Here is a 3,034-nt window from a genome sequence, read left to right as displayed (position 1 = left end):
CAGGGTCATTGCATGATCGAGATCTGTCTGGGTTCGTCACGTGAGGCCGAGGGCTCGTAGGGGCCGGTGGTAGTCGCGGCCGGTGTGGCGGAGGGCGGCGGCGATGTTGGTCTGGCCGTCCTGGCGGAAGACGCTGATGGCGAGGTTGCGCAGGGAGGCCATGGAGCGGGGCAGGGTGCCGGTGCGGACCTTGGAGTCGTCCTCGCGGAACGTGCGGTCCCGGACGTGGTGCAGGAGGTTCTCGATACCCCAGTGGCCTCTGATCCAGGTGGCGAGCTCGGTGCAGGTGGCGTCGAAAACGGTCAGGCTGGTGATCAGGTAGACGCGCTCGATGGTCAGCTTCCCGGCGCTTATGTCGCGTCGCCAGCGCACGACTTGGATGGCCTGGTGGGCGCCGGGGTAGTCGAGGTGGCTGAATGCGGCGGCCTTGAGCCGGCGGACCTCGTCGCGGTGGTGGGCGTGGTCGCGCGTGCGGTGCCCGAGCGGGATGTCCCGCCAGGGCAGCGTTCTGACCTGGGCATACAGGCCCGGATGGTTCTTCTTCACGACGGCCACGTAGTGCGCGCCGCGACGGGTCAGATAGGCCCCGTGGTCGTGCTGGGTGTGCAGGGCGTCGGCGGTCACCACCGTGTTCGCCAGCTCGAGTCCGTCCAGCAACGGTGCGAAGGAGGGGATTTCGTTGCTCTTGGAAGCGACCTGCCGCTGGGCCAGGACAACGCCGTGGTGGTCCATCGCCGCCAGCAGCTGGATCGCGGCGGCCGTCTGGGTTCGCGATCCGCGGACCACCTTGCCGTCGACCGCGATCACCCGTCGCACCGGCCCCTCCTCCGCGTCCGGCTCGACCGGGGGCGGCGTTCTGGCCTGCAGATACGCGCTGATCGCCGCATCCAGCGCGTCACCGTCCACACGCTGCAGCAGGCGGCGCACGGTTGCGGCGTGCGGCACCGGCCGCAGACCGGTAAGCGGATCGGCAGCGAAGCCGAGGACACCCAGCACATGCTGCGGGGCATCCGTGATCCACTCGCTGATCGCGATGAGCGACCGGGCCCCGGTCAGCACCGCCGAGACGGCCGCGCACAGCAACGCGAGGGCCGGATACCGCAGCCCTCGCGCATCGCGGGGATCGGCGACCAGAATCAGGAAACGCCGCAGGTCAGCGACATCGCTTGAGGTGAGGGGATCAGTCGGGGAGCCCAGTTGCTCCAGCGCGGAAGGGATGGGCGATGATGTTCGGGCAGGCACGGTCTCGCTCGGTTCTCATGGGTCTCGACAACCACATGATCACCAGCACCGTGCCTGCTCTGCTCTCCGGGGTCCCTTGCCACACAACGGACATGACGCCACGTCACTGACGAGACCGACGAACCGGACCAATCCCAATCGCGCAATGCCCCTGTCCTTCGGCGTGCTCGCCTTCGTGGACAACTCCATCAAGAACACTGGGCAAGTTGTGGCGGGCCATCCCGCCGGAGTTCCCGTTGGAGAAGATGGAGAAGGTCTTCTGCGGCAACTACAACATGCTGATCCAGCGCGGTCTCATGCGGGAGCTGCGCGCCGTACGGGAGACGTTCTACCTCGACAACCTCCGGCGTCTGGGCCATGTGTTCTCCTGCGACGTGCTGATCAACCTCACCGACTACGCGGCCTCGACGCCCGTGGCGCCCGGTGCGACCTTCACCTGTCTGACAGTGGGCTACTTCCGGTGGGGTTGCTTCGTCTTGCAGAAGTGCTGAGTTCGACTCCGCCGGAAGTCTGGGTGATCGAGGTCTATTACCGCCGGTTCGCCGGGACTTCCGGCGAGGGCTCGTTCCGGGCGGCGGTCGTCACAGATCGGTGTCGGCGATGATCTCCCGCATGATCTCGCTGGCACCGCCGGCGATCGTGTCCAGCCGTGTGTCCCGGAAGAGGCGGGCGATCGGGGTCCGATCGAGGTAGCCGTGCCCGCCGAAGAGCTGGAGGCACTGTCCCGTCACGTCCACGGCCAGCTCGGTGGCGCGCAGTTTCGCCATGGCGCACTCGGACATCGCCAGCTTTCCCCGGCTGTGCAGCCAGGCCGCGTGGTAGGTGAGCTGGCGCGCCGCCTCCGCATGGCTCATCAGCTCGGCCAGTCGGTGCCGCACCACCTGGTGATCCGCGAGCGCCTTGCCGAAGACCCGGCGCTCACCGGTGTACCGCCGGGCCAGTTCCAGCGCGCGGTCCGCCTCGCCGATGGCCAGGACAGCGGCCGCGATCCGCTCCAGCTGGAATGCCTTCATGATCCACATGAACCCGGAGTTCTTCCGGCCGAGGAGCCTGCTGTCGTCCACCTGGACGTCCTCGAAGTGCACGGTCGCGGTGTCGGAGCAGTGCCACCCCAGCTTCTCGACGGGGGTCCGGGTCACGCCCGGCGCGTGTGCGTCGATCACGAAGAGGGAGATGTTGCCGGAGCCGGTGGCCGGAGCCGGGCCGTACGCCGTCCGGACCGCGGTGACGATGAAGTCCGCGTTCATCCCGTTGGTCACGAACGCTTTGGTGCCGCGGATGACTCTGTTGCTGAATTGCCTGCAGGGGTGCGGGGCGGCCCGGCATGATCGTTGGTGCGGTCGTTCTGTATGCCCCGGCCGTAGGGGGTCGGTGCGGTGTCCATGCGGCCGGGGGGATTGCCGCCCGTTCCTGAGCAGACCGCCAGGACGGCTCGCGCCGCCTTCCCCGGTGGCAGCCTGCCCATGCGCCTGCGTGACCACCTTGCCGAGGTCTTCGACGACGCGTTGTTCACCGATGCGTTTCCCAGCCGTGGGGCTCCCGCCCAGTCCCCGGCGCTGCTTGCCCTGGTGACGGTGCTGCAGTTCACCGAGAACCTCACCGACCGGCAGGCCGCGGACGCGTCACGGGACCGTCTTTCGTGGAAGTACGCGCTGGGCACGGAGCTGTCCGATGCCGGCTTCGACTTCTCCGCGTTGTCGAAGTTCCGTGCCCGGCTGGTCGGGCACGGCCTGGAACGGACGCTCTTCGACAGGCTCGTCGAGCACTGCCGCGAGGCCGGGCTGATCAAGGC

The 3,034-nt window shown here is 68.1% G+C and carries 4 protein-coding genes; 2 read left to right on the top strand and 2 right to left on the bottom strand.

All coding sequences use genetic code 11. The features are described 5' to 3' along the window. Nucleotides 1–36 precede the first annotated feature (36 nt). Nucleotides 37–1,242, bottom strand: a complete 1,206-nt coding sequence (locus B9S61_RS30580; protein ID WP_103542832.1) for an ISAs1 family transposase — start codon at nucleotides 1,240–1,242, stop codon at nucleotides 37–39. A gap of 206 nt (nucleotides 1,243–1,448) precedes the next feature. Between B9S61_RS30580 and B9S61_RS30575 the strand changes: the two genes are divergently transcribed. Beyond that, nucleotides 1,449–1,733, top strand: coding sequence for a hypothetical protein (locus B9S61_RS30575; protein WP_146064999.1), 285 nt, complete (start codon nucleotides 1,449–1,451; stop codon nucleotides 1,731–1,733). A 90-nt stretch (nucleotides 1,734–1,823) separates the two neighbouring features. Here the strand turns inward: B9S61_RS30575 and B9S61_RS30570 are convergent, their stop codons facing one another. Continuing rightward, entirely contained in the window at nucleotides 1,824–2,723 is a 900-nt protein-coding gene (locus tag B9S61_RS30570; RefSeq protein ID WP_258039938.1) for an acyl-CoA dehydrogenase family protein, read from the bottom strand. On the opposite strand from B9S61_RS30570, the gene B9S61_RS30565 reads away from it, so the two are divergent. Then, nucleotides 2,706–3,034 (top strand): transposase (locus B9S61_RS30565; protein WP_181007547.1); only part of this gene is annotated, 329 nt, incomplete at its 3' end. The genes B9S61_RS30570 and B9S61_RS30565 overlap by 18 nt on opposite strands.

This window comes from Streptomyces sp. SM1 (assembly GCF_002910825.1).
GTDB classification, from domain to species: domain Bacteria; phylum Actinomycetota; class Actinomycetes; order Streptomycetales; family Streptomycetaceae; genus Streptomyces; species Streptomyces okerensis.
This window is presented reverse-complemented; position numbering and strand designations above follow the sequence as displayed.